Source organism: Vibrio salinus, assembly GCF_021272385.1.
Classification (GTDB): domain Bacteria; phylum Pseudomonadota; class Gammaproteobacteria; order Enterobacterales; family Vibrionaceae; genus Vibrio; species Vibrio salinus.
Map to the genome: position 1 here is coordinate 133,185 of NZ_JAJSDZ010000009.1, position 14,104 is coordinate 147,288.

The window sequence follows — 14,104 nt, forward strand, 5'->3', positions numbered from 1 at the left end:
TATTAGTGTGGTTTTTAATCAAATTGTCGGGTGTCTAATATGCTAAAAACAACCATCATTGGAGCTAGCGGTTATACCGGAGCTGAACTTGCGTACATGGTGCAAAAACACCCTGAGTTGACGCTATCAGGTTTATACGTTTCTGCCAACAGTTTAGATGCAGGAAAACCCATTTCGCAACTGCATGGAAAGCTGGATGGTGTTGTTGACATGGCGGTTCAGCCTTTGGTTGAGCCTGAAGCCGTCGCCAAAGATGCTGATATCATATTTTTAGCAACGGCACACGAAGTCAGTCATGATTTGGCACCTGTGTTTTTAGCTCAGGGCTGTCAGGTTTTTGATTTATCCGGAGCATACCGGGTAGATAGTGATGAATTTTTTACTAAATATTATGGTTTTGAACATCAATTTTCGGACTGGCTAAAAAAGGCGGCTTATGGGCTTGCTGAATGGAATGCCGACGAAATTAAGGCGGCTCAGTTAGTCGCGGTTGCCGGATGTTACCCGACAGCGAGTCAGTTAGGTATTAAACCGCTGATTGAATCTGATCTTCTGGATTTGGTTCAGTGGCCTGTGATTAATGCGACCAGTGGTGTTTCCGGTGCGGGCAGAAAAGCGTCCATGACCAATAGCTTTTGTGAAGTCAGCCTGGCTCCGTATGGCGTTTTTACTCACCGTCACCAGCCGGAAATCTCGGCCCACCTCGGACGGGATATTATTTTTACACCACATTTAGGTAATTTTAAGCGTGGTATTCTGGCAACGATTACCATGAAACTGGCTCCGGGAGTAACTGATGATCAGGTGGCAGAAGCTTTTGAGAAAGCCTACGGTGATAAGCCTGCTGTTCGTCTGAAACCGGGGTTCCCTCGCTTGCAGGATGTTCAGTTTACGCCATTTTGCGATATTGGCTGGAAAGTTAGCGGCGAGCATGTCATTGTTGTATCTGCAATCGATAACCTATTAAAAGGTGCGTCAAGTCAGGCGATGCAATGTCTGAATCTTCATTATGGTTATCCTGAACTTACTTCATTGATCTAAGGGAAATCGTCATGGCTAAAACCCAGCGTCCGGTCGTCGTAAAATTAGGTGGTGCTGTTCTTTCCAGCAAAGACACACTGGCTGAATTGTTTTCAGCTATTTCAGAATATCAGGAACAACAATCCGTAGTGATTGTTCATGGTGGCGGATATCTCGTCGATGATCTGATGTCGAAACTGCAGTTTGAAATTGTAAAGAAAAATGGTCTGAGAGTGACCCCCTATGATCAGATTCCTTTTATTACCGGATCTCTGGCGGGAACGGCAAACAAGCTGCTTCAGGGGGAAGCTGTAAAAAGTGGCTTGAAAGCCGTTGGATTATGTTTAGGCGATGGCGGTCTTTGTGATGTGACTGAACTGGATCCGGAGCTGGGGGCTGTCGGGCTTGCAAAAGCAGGCGATCCGACAATTGTCAACGCGATTATTAAGGCTGGTGGGACCCCCATTATCAGTTCTATCGGTTTAACTGTCGAAGGTCAGCTAATGAATGTGAATGCCGACGATGCTGCTGTTGCTGTTGCAAAATCGCTGGATGCGGATCTGGTCCTTCTTTCTGATGTGAGTGGGGTTCTTGATCAGCATAAAGAATTAATCCCTGAACTTGATTCAGAACGGGCCGAACGCCTTATTAATGCAAAAGTCATCACGGATGGTATGGTTGTTAAGGTCCGCGCTGCTTTAGAAGCGGCGAATGATTTGGGGCGTCCTATTGAAGTCGCCGGTTGGAAAGATCCTGCTCTGTTGACCCAGTTGTTTGCCGGAAAGAGCATAGGGACATGTTTCTTCCCTAATGCTTAGTAACGAATTTATATTTTAATATTGATAACCCCCTTGGCACTGACCGCCATGTGCAGAGCCAGGAAGTTGGAGAAAACAAAATGAGTAAAGTACAAGTAAAAAAAGTGGTTGTTGCCTACTCTGGCGGTCTTGATACGTCAGTTATTATTCCATGGTTGAAAGAAAACTATGGTGGTTGTGAAGTGGTTGCTTTTGTTGCAGATGTCGGTCAGGGGGCAGATGAACTGGTTGGTATTGAAGAAAAAGCTATCGCTTCCGGTGCTTCTGAATGTCATGTTGTTGATCTTAAAAATGAGCTGGTTTCTGATTATATCTACCCAACACTAAAAACCGGTGCGTTGTACGAAGGTAAATATTTGCTGGGTACATCAATGGCTCGTCCGATTATTGCTAAAGCTCAGGTTGAAGTTGCGCGTAAAGTCGGTGCTGATGCATTAGCGCACGGCTGTACCGGTAAAGGTAACGATCAGGTTCGTTTTGAAGGTGCGTTTGCTGCACTGGCACCGGACCTGACTGTTATTGCACCATGGCGTGAATGGGATCTGGAAAGTCGTGAAGAGTGTTTGGATTATTTGGCAAAACGTAATATTCCATGTGCAGCGTCGCTGACCAAAATTTACTCCCGCGATGCGAATGCATGGCATATCTCTACTGAAGGTGGTGTGCTGGAAAGTACATGGAATGCACCTAATGACGATTGCTGGACATGGACGGTTGATCCTAAGAAAGCCCCGGATGAAGCAGAAACCGTGACTCTTAAAGTTGAAAAAGGCGCCGTTGTTGCTGTTGATGGTAAATCTATGTCTCCTTATGATGTACTGGTTTGCCTTAATGAGAAAGGGGTTAAACACGGTGTTGGTCGTATTGATATCGTGGAAAACCGTCTTGTTGGTATGAAGTCTCGTGGTTGCTATGAAACTCCGGGAGGCACTATTATGATGGAAGCACTTCGTGCCGTTGAACAACTTGTACTGGATAAAGCCTCTTTCGAATTCCGTGAAGAGCTTGGTATTAAAGCTTCTCATCTTGTGTATGACGGTCGTTGGTTTACTCCGCTATGTCGTTCAATTCTTGCCGCAACAGAAGAACTGGCACAAGATGTTAACGGCGAAGTGGTGATTGAGCTTTACAAAGGCCACGCAACTGCGATACAAAAACGTTCTGATAACAGTCTGTATTCGGAAGAGTTTGCGACATTTGGTGCTGATGATGTTTATGACCAAAGCCATGCTGGAGGCTTCATCCGTCTATACTCATTATCAAGTCGTATTCGCGCACTTAATGCAGCAAAAAAATAAGTAATAATCATTTTCAGAACAGAAGCAATGTGAGGATCTAGACGAAAGGTCTAGATCCCTTTTCAGTATTTAGGAGAGACACAATGGCACTATGGGGTGGTAGATTTACCCAGGCAGCAGACGCTAGGTTCAAAGATTTTAATGATTCACTGCGCTTTGATTACCGATTAGCAGAGCAAGACATTGTGGGCTCTATCGCATGGTCTAAAGCATTACTGACCGTTAACGTGTTAACTGAAGAAGAGCAACAACGACTGGAACTGGCACTGAATGAGTTAAAATTGGCCGTGATGGAAGATCCTGAGCAGATCCTTCGTTCTGATGCCGAAGATATTCATTCCTGGGTAGAGCAACAACTGATCAACCGGGTGGGTGATTTAGGCAAAAAATTACACACCGGCCGTTCACGTAATGATCAGGTTGCGACCGACCTGAAACTTTGGTGCCGTCAGCAGGGACAACAGTTGCTAATTGCTCTGGATCGTTTACAACGTAAATTAGTTGAAGTGGCAAAAGAGCACCAGACAACAGTGTTACCTGGCTATACTCATCTGCAACGGGCTCAACCGGTGACATTCGCTCATTGGTGTCTGGCTTATGTTGAAATGTTTGAACGTGATTACTCCCGTCTGAGTGATGCGATTAACCGTTTGGACACCTGTCCGCTTGGTTCCGGCGCTCTGGCCGGGACAGCGTATTCCATTGATCGGGAAAAACTGGCTCATAATTTAGGTTTTCGCCGGGCAACCCGAAACTCTCTGGATTCCGTTTCTGATCGGGACCACGTCATGGAATTAATGACGACGGCATCCATTTCTATGCTGCATTTATCGCGCCTTTCTGAGGATATGATTTTCTATAACTCGGGTGAATCGGGTTTCATTGAATTAGCAGATACTGTGACTTCTGGTTCCTCATTAATGCCACAGAAGAAAAACCCGGATGCTTTAGAGCTTATCCGTGGTAAGACCGGCCGGGTATATGGCTCTCTTGCCGGTATGATGATGACAGTAAAAGCGTTGCCTCTGGCGTATAATAAAGATATGCAGGAAGACAAAGAGGGCTTGTTTGACGCACTGGATACCTGGAATGACTGTATGGAAATGGCAGCTCTTTGTTTTGATGGTATTAAGGTTAATGAAGATCGCACTCTGGAAGCCGCTAAGCAGGGCTATGCCAATGCCACTGAGCTTGCTGATTACCTTGTATCGAAAGGCATCCCATTCCGTGAAGCGCACCATATCGTGGGTGTCGCTGTTGTCGGAGCGATTGCGAAAGGTTGTGCTCTGGAAGAATTATCACTGGATGAACTGAAAGAATTTTCCGGTGTTATTGAAAACGATGTGTATGAAATTCTTACTATTGATTCGTGCCTTGATAAGCGTAGTGCTTTGGGGGGGGTATCTCCGGTTCAGGTGGCATACGCCGTTGAACAGGCGCAGAAACGAATGGGTAAACATAATGCGAACGCGGTGAAAGTTCGTCCGGCCCGTTTGACGGATATTGAATCTCTGGAAGGGATGGTCGCTTATTGGGCGAATCTTGGAGAGAACCTGCCGCGCTCCCGCAGTGAATTAATCCGCGATATTGGTTCTTTTGCGGTGGCAGAACATCAGGGTGAGGTCACCGGTTGTGCTTCTCTGTATGTGTATGACTCCGGACTTGCAGAAATCCGTTCTCTGGGCGTGGAAGCCGGCTGGCAGGGTCAGGGGCAGGGCAAGGCCATTGTCAGCTATCTGGTTAGCCGGGCGAAGCAGATGGCAATTAAGAAAGTGTTTGTTTTAACCCGCACACCGGAATTCTTTATGAAGCAAGACTTCCTGCCTACGTCGAAAACCTTGTTACCAGAAAAAGTATTAAAAGATTGTGATAAATGCCCTCGTCAGCATGCCTGTGATGAAGTGGCGCTGGAAGTGAATCTGGATGATGATCTTATCTATAAGGCGAATGTCGCTTAATTGTATGATTTTTGGTTGATTATCAGTATTATCGGAAAAGATCAAAAAAGATCGAATTTTTTTTGAACCATCTTCAAAAAGCAGTGTCTATTAAAATACCACTGCTTTTTCTTAGATTGAATCTAAGAAGCCCTGAAACTTGTTATTGGTTTCAGGGCTTTTCTTTTTTATGGATATCAATTTTTTGGCTATTTTCTTTGAGTTATGGGAATGATTAAAAATTTCATCAGTAAATGCAAAATGAGCAGCCCATGGCAGGCTACACCAAAGAAAAGAAGCGTAATACTCTCGATGGATTTCGGTTCTTTTATCCCCCACCCAAGCCATACAGGCCAAAAGAGCAGGCTCAATACCGTCAGTTGAATCATGCATCGCCGGCATCGGCCGATTTTTTTCCAAAACCAGTGTGTTGAACAGGTCTGGCAGCTCATGGCGTCATCCTTACTCGTACTGACTATAAGATAATGAGGGATAGATTAGGTATTTTGCGGAGTACTTTCAACGAATAACGCGGACTTTCTAAAAAGTAAAACAAAAGCCCCCGTGGATTAGAGGGGCCTTTGTTATTATCCGTGGTTTCTTAGGAGGAAAAATTATGAGAAGTACATTTCCAGATCATCACTTCCGCCAATGTGTTTGCCGCCGATGAACACCTGAGGAACGGTTGACCGGCCGGATACCGCTCTCAGGCTGACCGTTGTGGCATCTTTACCTAGAATGACTTCTTCATATTGCAGACCTTTGTCAATCAGAAGTTGTTTCGCTTTGGCACAGAATGGGCATCCCGGTTTTGAAAAGACCGTGATGGATTCCTGTACCTGATGAGCGGGTGCGACGTATTTCAGCATGGTGTCGGCATCGGACACTTTGAACGGGTCACCGGGTTCATTAGGTTCAATAAACATTTTTTCGATGATGCCATCTTTGACCAGCATGCTGTAACGCCATGAGCGTTTGCCAAAGCCAATCTCATTTTTATCGACCAGCAGTCCCATGCCGTCGGTAAATTCACCGTTTCCATCTGGAATAAACGTAATATTTTCAGCTTCCTGATCGGCTTTCCAGGCATTCATAACAAAGGTGTCATTAACAGAAACACAAAGAATGTCATCGACACCGTGATCTTTAAAAACGGGGAACAGCTCATTGTAACGAGGTAGATGGCTGGACGAACATGTTGGGGTATAAGCACCAGGCAAACTGAATACAATAACGGTTTTGCCTTTAAATAATTTGTCGGTGGTGACATTGACCCACTGGTCACCCTGGCGTGTAGGAAAGGTAACCTGAGGTACAGCCTGGCCTTCTTTTGATGTGAACATATTTTTTCCTTTTATTTCGGGTTATTCAGTAGAAGCTTAGCGTTATTTATCATTTTTTGATGGGATAATTATTAAAAAAATCTTTTGATAGTTCTAATCGTTTAATGCTATGGTTTTGATAGGCAATTTCTATATGGAATTAGTATGAACATTCGAGACTTTGAATATCTTGTTGCGTTAGCGGATCATAAACATTTCAGGAAAGCTGCGGAGGCTTGTTTTGTCAGCCAGCCGACGTTGAGTGGTCAGATTCGTAAGTTAGAAGACGAATTAGGAACCGCATTACTTGAACGCAGCAGCCGCAGAGTATTATTTACTGAAGCGGGGCTTCAGTTGGTCGAACAGGCAAAAACAATTCTTAAAGAAGTGAAAACGTTTAAAGATATGGCCAGCGGGCAGAGCAGTTCAATGAGTGGTCCGATGCATATAGGCTTTATTCCAACTCTTGGGCCCTATTTATTACCCAGAATTATTCCTGCGGTTAAAACCGAATATCCTGATCTGGAACTGTATCTGCATGAAGCGCAGACAGCACAATTGGTCAGGCAGCTTGAAGAGGGGAAATTGGATTGTCTGGTATTGGCCTCGGTTGATGAAACACAGCCTTTTAAAGAAATTGAAGTGTATCAGGAGCCGCTTAGTGTGGCTGTACCAAGTGATCATGAATGGGCTGATAGAGAAGTCATCGACATGTCCCTGTTATCAGGTAAAACGGTTCTTTCTCTGGGAGATGGACATTGTCTTCGTGATCAGGCATTGGGCTTTTGTTTTGCTGCCGGAGCAAAAGATGACGAACGTTTTAAAGCCACCAGTTTAGAGACGCTACGAAATATGGTGGCAGCCGGAACCGGTATAACACTGCTGCCGGAGTTATCGTTGCCTGCCGAACATGAAAGAGATGGTGTGTGTTATATCAGGGCTACCAATCCTGTACCTTCCAGAACCATAGTGCTCGTCTATCGTCCAGGTTCTCCACTGAGAGAACGATATGAACAATTTGCACAGATGATTAAAGCGCAACTGGAAAAAAGAATTCCTGCCGCGGCTTAAATAAAAACGGGCAAATGATTTGCCCGTTTTTATTTTTTTCCTCAGGAATTTTATTATCAGAATAAGTCTTCGCTGCCACTGGATGTGGAGATGCTGTTGGTAACGTTATTCTGAACATATTCTTTCGGTTCTGTACCTTCCTCAAAATACTCAAACATGGACGAGCCATCCGTTTTATTGGTGAGTAACCCTGTCGCACGGTCAATACGAACGCGGATGATATGAACCGGGATGGTTTTTTCTTTTTCAGGTACTCCCTGAAGCGCTTTCCCCATGAATTCAATCCATGCTGGCTGGGCTGTTTTAGCTCCGGACTCAACGCCTCTGAGCATTTTATTTCCCATGTTAGAATTACTGCTGACTTTGCCTAACTGACGATTATGATTGTCAAAACCAACCCAGGCTGTTGCAACAATATCAGGGCCAAAACCATTATACCAGGTATCTTTTGAATCATTGGTTGTTCCGGTTTTTCCGCCAATATCTCTGCGTTTTAATCTCTGAGCACGCCATCCGGTACCATTCCAGCCAGTACCATCCCTCCAGTTGCCCCCTCCCCAGATATTGCTGTATAGCATTTCGCGGACAAGGAATGCGTTTTGTGAAGAAATGACCTGAGGCGCATAGGGTGATTGTGTCGCCTGTTCCGGAGTTTCGGAATCCTGAATATCTGCTACCGGCTGTTGTTCTGTCCCCGGTGCCTTACCGTCATTATTCTCATCATAAGCTTGATTCTCTGATGGTGTGATTGAGTTCTCTGCACTGTTTTCCGGATGGCAATCATGGTGGCATACCACTTTAGGGGATGCTTTGTAAATCTGATTGCCAAATGGGTCATCAACATGATCAATAAAGTAGGCCTGAACGTAGTAGCCACCGTTGGCAAAAACAGAGTATCCCTGAACCAGCTTCACCGGTGACAAGCTACCGGCACCTAAAGCGACCGTTTCTGAGTCCGGTAATTTGTCGAGTTCAAAACCAAACCGGGTCAGATAATGGCGGGTTTCCTCCAGGCCTACCGCTCTCAATACCCTGACAGCCATTACATTCTTAGATTGAGCCAGACCTATTTTCATACGGGTTGGACCGCCGTATGTCGGTGGCGAATTTTTTGGCCGCCAGGCTGTGCCCTGACTTTTATCCCACTGGTTAATTGGGGCATCATTAATCAGTGTTGCCAGCGTCATACCTTTGTGGAGTGCGGCAGAGTAAATGAACGGTTTAATGCCGGAACCAACCTGACGGATGGACTGCGTTGCCCGGTTAAATTTACTGTGAATGAAATTAAAACCGCCGACAAGCGCTTTTACTGCACCATCATTCGGGTTCATGGCGACAAAGGCGGTGTTCGCATTCGGTACCTGACTTAAATGCCAGACTGGTTCCTGATTTTTAGCGGCAATATTCCGGACCCAAATTTGTTCTCCCGGCTGTAGAATATCGGACGGTTTCTGAGGTGCATTGCCCTGACGTTTATCGGTGATGTATGGCCGTGCCCATTTCATTTCATCCCATGAAATTAACTGGTTGCCAATACTTTTAATATCAACATTTACGGAGTCATCATTTATTTGAGTGACAACGGCCGGGATAAATTCGCCATATGATGGCTGATCTTTCAGCTTTTCAGCAATTTCATCTTCAGTAAATGCCGGTTCACCGTCTTTCCACAATACCCGGACAGGTCCTCTGAAGCCGTGTCTCTCATCATAAGCAATCAGATTATGCACAGATGCTTCGTTGGCAGCTTCCTGAAGTCTGGAATTAACAGTCATGTAGATTCTCATACCGGAAGTGTAGGCATCTTCTCCAAAATGCTTCACCATCCAGGCCCTGGCTATTTCTGCAACATAAGGGGCGTGCAATTGCAGCTCTGCGCCATGGTAACTGGCAATAATCGGTTCCGATTTCGCTTCGTCATATTGTTGCCGTGTAATGTAGTGTTCATCGAGCATTCGCATTAAGACTACGTTACGCCGGGTTGTTGCTCTGTCCAGAGAATAAATAGGGTTCATCGTAGATGGGGCTTTAGGCAGTCCGGCGATAACGGCCATTTCGCTCAGAGTCAGATCCTGAACATTTTTCCCAAAATAAACTTGTGCAGCGGCTCCGACACCATATGAACGGTAACCCAGATAAATTTTATTCAGGTACAGCTCGAGAATTTCATCTTTGGTCAGAAGTTGTTCGATATGAACAGCAATAAAAATTTCTTTAATTTTTCGCATGATTTTCTTTTCATTTGATAAAAAGAAATTTCTTGCCAGTTGCTGCGTGATGGTACTTGCCCCCTGAGTGGCATTACCTGAAATCATAACGGCCAGGGCTGCACGTACGATACCAATAGGATCAAAACCGTAGTGTTCGTAAAAACGGGAATCTTCAGTAGCAATAAACGCCTTAACCAATTCTGGCGGTATTTCTGAAAGCTTTAACGGAATGCGTCTTTTTTCACCAAATTGGGCAATCAGTTTGCCGTCTTTGCTGAAAACTTGCATCGGTGTTTGCAGTTTTACGTCTTTCAGTGTGGCGACGTCAGGCAGTTCTGGTTTTACATAATAGTAAAAACCAATAATTGTCCCCGATCCTAAAACAATGCAAATCAATGCAAGTAAAAATAAGCGCTTTATGAACTTCACCGGATAATCCCTGTTTAGTTGAAATGCTCAGATGCAATTCGGATAACTTTCCGCTACAAAAACAGCTCTGAAATGGTCGCATATTGTACTACCAATCACGAGTTTTAACAGAGTCGATTTAAGGGCATGAACATGGGTAAACGAATCATAACGGGTATTGATATTCGTTGTAATTCTATTCTTGCTATAACCGTAGCTAAAAAGTATGACATTTATCAGATACAAATGATCCAAGATATTTCATTAAAAGACAATATCGAGGTCAGAAATATAAATTCTTATCATCAGATTATTGTCAGTGTTTTAAAGAAAATAAAACAGAAACTGCCAAAAAGCTCATCTCATACTGTGTTTTCTTTACCTGACTCTGAAGTCATTGTAAAAGAAATTGAATTACCGGCGACGGATGCACTTTTCCGGCCAGAGCTTTTATTACAGCAATTTGCCAGAGATATCCCGGTTCCGGTTGATGAGCTGGTGGTGGATTATATCTGTGAGCAAAATCGTTATCATGTGTTTGCGACCCGAAAAGAGGGGGTGCTTATCCGGAAGAATATTGCCCGGAACGCAGGGTTGACATTGGGTCTGATCGACTTTGAAAAGCAGGCATTTCTACAAAGCCTTTGTTATTTAAAGGAAGTTTTCCCGGAAAAGACCTCTATTCTTATTGATATCGGAACGCATTATCTGCGTATTGGGGCTTTGCTGAATAAGAACCAGTCATTATTCAGGGCGATTGAAATACCTGCCGGAAGCCTTCGTTCTCAAACAATGATACCTGAATTCGTGGCGGAAGAATGGAAACGAGCGGCCTCATTCTATTCTTCAGAATTTCTCTCTGAGTCGGTATTTGTTTGCCTATCTCCTGATTACCCTTCTGAAATTTTCACAATACTGGCAGAAAAAATGCCATGCCATTGTGTCCGGGTTGAATCTTTACAGCATTTCCCTTCTGTGCCCGGGCTGGATTTAATGATTAATGAACCTTTTATCGCAATTGGTAATGCGCTAAGAGGATTCCACAGTATTGAGAAGAATAAATATGCTGCATGATATTAATTTTATGGATTGGCAAGAGTATCAGCAACTGCAGAGAAAGCGTGGTATGCAATATTTTTGTCTTTTAATACTGATGGTTTTCCTGTGGATTGAAAGTGGTTTTTTTCTGCACTGGCAATATAAAACGCAATTGCTCAAATTAGCAGAAAGAGATTATCAACAATCATTATCTTTCTTTTATGGACTGCAACAACAGGTAAAACGAGGTGAACAGATAGAATCCAGAACCACAGAATTACGCCGTATTGCGGATGCGTGGGAGGGGGAGCGGAGAACTGTGTATGAGTTTCTCCATGCCTTAAAAGCGTCCAGTAATGTGGCTGTGTCTGTTAAACGTTTTACTCAGAACCAAAGGGAGATTGAAATGGATGGCACATTTCTATCTCAGAAACAATTCCATACCTTTCTCAATGTAATGGGGCATCAATCGGCTATTCAGGACGTTCGTGTCATAGCCGTTTCAGCGGATCCACAGAAAACTGAACGATCACCGGTTTATTCTCAGTTTCGTATTTATATCAGGATGAATTCCCATTTCCCTTCTGAAAACCGGAGACAGATTCGATGAACTTATCCGGAATTTTTTTCCATTATCGATATGCAAGATTGTTTTTACTTGGAATATGCGTTTCCTGTTTCGTAGGCTTCACCTGGTTTTGGGGCTGGAATCCTTTGTTTTGTGAGTTATCCCGGAAGTACATTCAGACAGCTGATAATCAGGTAAAAAATGATGCACAAAGCTATCAGTATTATAAATATGTCTCCGGGAGACAGAATAGAAAAGACGATTTTGATTCAGTTCATCAGTGGCTGCTGAGTATGACATCTCATCCTTCAAGTATTGAAATTACGAAATTTCTTGAAGAGGTGGCTGACAAGTCCGGTGTAAAAAAAGCCGATATCAGATGGTTAGAAAGGCGCCAGACTCATTGGTATGAAGAAAAAATATTTGAATTGAAAGTAACGGGTAATTTTGTGGCATTAGAACTGTTTTTTGAAAAACTTGCAGAACATGAACCATTAGTCATTTTTTCTTACTCTCAATGGCTGAAATCAGACGAATCGGGAGACATTAATGTTATGACAAAAGGGCACTCCTATCGATGGTTAGGTAAGGAGCATTAAATTGAAATTCTATTCTTTATTTCTTGTATTTTTGATTTCTTATTTTTTTAGCGTTGCCGGCAATTGTGCTCAGGAAAGTGTTGATCCGTTTCACAGCATTCACTACAGCCGTACGGCAATGCCGGAAAAAGAGCGCGCGGTTAACCAGAGCAAGCACAAAGTGATCCATAAACAGTCGAGATATTTCAGGTTAAGGCATACGGATAGTGAGCAGGTATATAAAATGCTCAGTGAACAGCAAGGTTTCCTTTCTCAATCCGGTTCTGTGACCTTTGATACAAGAACCAATACTCTTGTCGTTTTTGATTATCCGGATGTGATGAAACGAATCGAGTCATTGATTCAGAATATCGATTGTCCGGCAAAGCTGGTTGAGATAGAGGCCCGTATTGTTATGGTGAATGAAGGGGCTTTGGATGAGCTTGGTGTCCAGTGGGGAGTGATTTCTCATCATCAGAATGCTTCGATAACAGGTCGTATTGCTTCGGGTGGGCAGGTCGAAGAAAATAGCTATAGTGATCGGATGGCTGTTACCTTACCAGCCAGTTCTGCCAATGCATCCTCCATTGCTTTTCAACTGGCTTCTCTGGGAACCGGGACATTATTGGATCTTGAGTTATCTGCGCTTCAGAGTGAATCGAAAGCGGAAGTCATATCCAGTCCAAGATTGTTAACAATGAATAATAAGCCGGCATTTATTGAGCAGGGAACAGAAATACCCTATCTGGAATCCAATAAGGATGGTGAACAAACTATTGCATTTAAGAAAGCCGTTCTGAGTCTGAAAGTGACGCCGAAAATGAATACTGATGATAAAATGACTCTGGATTTGCTGGTAACGCAGGATCGCCCCGGGCAGGTGGTGAAAACGGGGACTGGAGAAGCTGTGGCTATTATTACTCAACGAATTGGCTCACAGGTTATGGCTAAGGATGGTGAAACGATTGTTTTAGGCGGAATCTTTCAGAAAAACACCACAAAAAATACCGATAAAGTTCCCTTGTTGGGCGATTTGCCGTTAGTGGGGCCACTGTTTCGCCGAAGCTATGAGAATACCGGGAAAAGTGAGCTGGTTATTTTTGTAACACCCAGAACTATAATTCAATAACTTATGATTGTTTTTACGACAAAAATAAAAATAATGTTGCAATACGATGCTCAGATCTAGATAATTTCGGGTCTTATCACGAAATATCTGTGAGGAATTGGTGCCACGAGAGTTGCTCAGCACATATTGTGTTGTTGTGTTCTTGTGGCGATGTCATTGAATTAACGCAAGAAACTACTGCTGAACATGGCTGAAAAACGTAATATTTTCCTGGTCGGCCCAATGGGCGCTGGCAAAAGCACAATTGGTCGATATCTCGCTCAACAACTTCACATGGACTTTGTTGATTCTGATACTGTAATCGAAGAGCGAACTGGAGCTGATATCGCATGGGTCTTTGATGTTGAAGGTGAAGATGGCTTCCGTAAACGTGAAGAAACGGTAATTAATGAATTAACTGAGCAACAGGGTATTGTTTTAGCGACGGGTGGTGGCTCGGTTAAAAGCAAAGATAATCGCAACCGTTTATCTGCAAGAGGCATCGTTGTTTATTTGGAAACAACAATAGAAAAGCAGTTAGCCCGTACTAATCGCGATAAAAAACGTCCTTTGTTACAGACTGATTCTCCAAGAGAAGTGCTCGAGTCTTTAGCCGGGGAGCGTAATCCACTTTATGAAGAAATTGCGGATGTCATCGTAAAAACAGATGATCAGAGTGCAAAAGTGGTCGCGGCTCAGATTGTAAAAATGTTAGAAGAGCAATAAAC

The 14,104-nt window shown here is 43.7% G+C and carries 13 protein-coding genes; 10 read left to right on the forward strand and 3 right to left on the reverse strand.

The features are described from left to right. Positions 1 to 39 precede the first annotated feature (39 nt). The 4 genes from argC to argH all read left to right on the forward strand — a co-directional run bounded on the left by argC (position 40) and on the right by argH (position 5,094). Positions 40 to 1,041: an N-acetyl-gamma-glutamyl-phosphate reductase gene (gene argC / locus LRQ06_RS08655; RefSeq protein WP_232765969.1), complete on the forward strand. Its 1,002-nt coding sequence runs from the start codon at positions 40 to 42 to the stop codon at positions 1,039 to 1,041. Positions 1,042 to 1,052: 11 nt separating this feature from the next. Continuing rightward, on the forward strand, positions 1,053 to 1,838 hold the full coding sequence (gene argB / locus LRQ06_RS08660; protein ID WP_232765970.1) for an acetylglutamate kinase: 786 nt from the start codon (positions 1,053 to 1,055) through the stop codon (positions 1,836 to 1,838). 80 nt (positions 1,839 to 1,918) lie between these two features. Beyond that, positions 1,919 to 3,136, forward strand: a complete 1,218-nt coding sequence (locus tag LRQ06_RS08665; protein WP_232765971.1) for an argininosuccinate synthase — start codon at positions 1,919 to 1,921, stop codon at positions 3,134 to 3,136. An 83-nt stretch (positions 3,137 to 3,219) separates the two neighbouring features. Continuing rightward, on the forward strand, positions 3,220 to 5,094 hold the full coding sequence (gene argH, locus LRQ06_RS08670; RefSeq protein WP_232765972.1) for an argininosuccinate lyase: 1,875 nt from the start codon (positions 3,220 to 3,222) through the stop codon (positions 5,092 to 5,094). Positions 5,095 to 5,282: 188 nt separating this feature from the next. On the opposite strand, the gene LRQ06_RS08675 is transcribed toward argH, so the two are convergent. Continuing rightward, positions 5,283 to 5,525, reverse strand: a complete 243-nt coding sequence (locus LRQ06_RS08675) for a DUF3624 domain-containing protein (RefSeq protein ID WP_232765973.1) — start codon at positions 5,523 to 5,525, stop codon at positions 5,283 to 5,285. A 162-nt stretch (positions 5,526 to 5,687) separates the two neighbouring features. Beyond that, complete coding sequence (locus LRQ06_RS08680; RefSeq protein ID WP_232765974.1) at positions 5,688 to 6,416, reverse strand: glutathione peroxidase; 729 nt, start codon at positions 6,414 to 6,416, stop codon at positions 5,688 to 5,690. 144 nt (positions 6,417 to 6,560) lie between these two features. Here LRQ06_RS08680 and oxyR point away from each other — a divergent pair, with 144 nt between their 5' ends. Then, a complete protein-coding gene (gene oxyR / locus LRQ06_RS08685) occupies positions 6,561 to 7,466 on the forward strand; it encodes a DNA-binding transcriptional regulator OxyR (RefSeq protein WP_232765975.1) in 906 nt (301 codons plus the stop codon). A gap of 56 nt (positions 7,467 to 7,522) precedes the next feature. Here the strand turns inward: oxyR and LRQ06_RS08690 are convergent, their stop codons facing one another. Then, positions 7,523 to 10,105 carry a penicillin-binding protein 1A gene (locus tag LRQ06_RS08690; protein WP_232765976.1) on the reverse strand — a complete coding sequence of 861 codons (2,583 nt, stop codon included), beginning with the start codon at positions 10,103 to 10,105 and terminating at the stop codon, positions 7,523 to 7,525. A gap of 132 nt (positions 10,106 to 10,237) precedes the next feature. Between LRQ06_RS08690 and pilM the strand changes: the two genes are divergently transcribed. From pilM to aroK, 5 genes are all read left to right on the forward strand, one after another. Next, on the forward strand, positions 10,238 to 11,158 hold the full coding sequence (gene pilM, locus LRQ06_RS08695; protein ID WP_232765977.1) for a type IV pilus biogenesis protein PilM: 921 nt from the start codon (positions 10,238 to 10,240) through the stop codon (positions 11,156 to 11,158). After that, complete coding sequence (locus LRQ06_RS08700; RefSeq protein ID WP_232765978.1) at positions 11,148 to 11,732, forward strand: PilN family protein; 585 nt, start codon at positions 11,148 to 11,150, stop codon at positions 11,730 to 11,732. The genes pilM and LRQ06_RS08700 overlap by 11 nt, the downstream gene beginning before the upstream one ends. Beyond that, on the forward strand, positions 11,729 to 12,289 hold the full coding sequence (locus LRQ06_RS08705; RefSeq protein ID WP_232765979.1) for a type 4a pilus biogenesis protein PilO: 561 nt from the start codon (positions 11,729 to 11,731) through the stop codon (positions 12,287 to 12,289). The genes LRQ06_RS08700 and LRQ06_RS08705 overlap by 4 nt, the downstream gene beginning before the upstream one ends. A gap of 1 nt (position 12,290) precedes the next feature. Then, complete coding sequence (gene pilQ, locus LRQ06_RS08710; protein ID WP_373054816.1) at positions 12,291 to 13,397, forward strand: type IV pilus secretin PilQ; 1,107 nt, start codon at positions 12,291 to 12,293, stop codon at positions 13,395 to 13,397. Between the two features lie 186 nt (positions 13,398 to 13,583). Next, entirely contained in the window at positions 13,584 to 14,102 is a 519-nt protein-coding gene (gene aroK, locus LRQ06_RS08715) for a shikimate kinase AroK (RefSeq protein ID WP_232765980.1), read from the forward strand. Positions 14,103 to 14,104: the final 2 nt, after the last annotated feature.